This is a genomic window from Prevotella sp. P4-67 (assembly GCF_002251325.1).
GTDB lineage: Bacteria > Bacteroidota > Bacteroidia > Bacteroidales > Bacteroidaceae > Prevotella.
Genome location: NZ_NPJL01000038.1, coordinates 1 through 938, shown reverse-complemented (window position 1 = coordinate 938; position 938 = coordinate 1). Strand labels below are relative to the sequence as shown.

The following is a 938-nucleotide window of genomic DNA, read 5'->3' as shown; positions in this document are numbered from 1 at the left end:
AACTGGATGCCGTTAATCTCCTCCGTCTTCCATCCTCTCAGAGCAAAGATGTCATTGTAGAGCGAACTGCATCGGTTGGCACGGATGTAGAAATGTTTGCAATGCTTCTCTATCTCACTGACGATTTCCTTCGAGCAGGAACCGCAGTCTGCCCTGAAGCGATTTACACGGATGTTCTGGGATTCCAGAAGAGCGAAGAATCTCTTATGGGTGTCTGCCTGATGAAAACGCACATTCGTGTTACCATCGCTGTTCTCGATATAGACTATCTTGTCACCGATAACATATACGCCAGGCCTGTAGCCGAGGAACTTTTTGTAGGTCGGTTTTGCATCATACTTCTCCGTTTCAAGGAACTGATGGTCAAAGTCAACATCGTATTCCTCAATTTCCTTCAACTCGCCTGTAGAAACCAAAGCGTTTATAAGCAATGTGTTGAGTTTGTCTGCAGTATTGAAATCATAGGTCTTGCCTTGGTCGGAAGTATAGGAGATGTTTTCCTGTGTCAGTTCCTTGATGGCTCTGAGGATGGTATCAGAGCTGCATGTACGAAGGGTAGGATGATACGAGAGATGGCGCATCAGTTGTGACGTTACATCTTCCACGCATGAGCCGCCACAGAAATAAACGCTCATCAGCGAACGGACTATCTCGCTGAACTGATATCCGAAGATACTGCTGCATCTCTGACCCAGTGTTGAGTCGATAACGGGTGAAAGCATGGAGTCAAATTTCTCCATGATTGAAAAAATTCCTCCAAAAGGTGTGAGTTTCTCAGATTTAATTTGTATTTTTGCCATGTCATATTAGAGTTTTGCTTGTTTTCTTTTTGCAACACTAAGATAAGTGAAAATTCTGACATGGCAAAATCCTGGGCAACTTTTTGTTGCTCAGGAACTTATAAATAAAGTTAAATTATAGTGTTGCGGAATTAAGGA

At 43.1% G+C, this 938-nt stretch carries 1 pseudogene; it reads right to left on the bottom strand.

Going from position 1 to position 938, the window contains the following annotated elements:
* Positions 1-800, bottom strand: a pseudogene (locus CIK92_RS06000) (IS1380-like element IS612B family transposase); the annotation flags it as partial.
* Positions 801-938 lie beyond the last annotated feature (138 nt).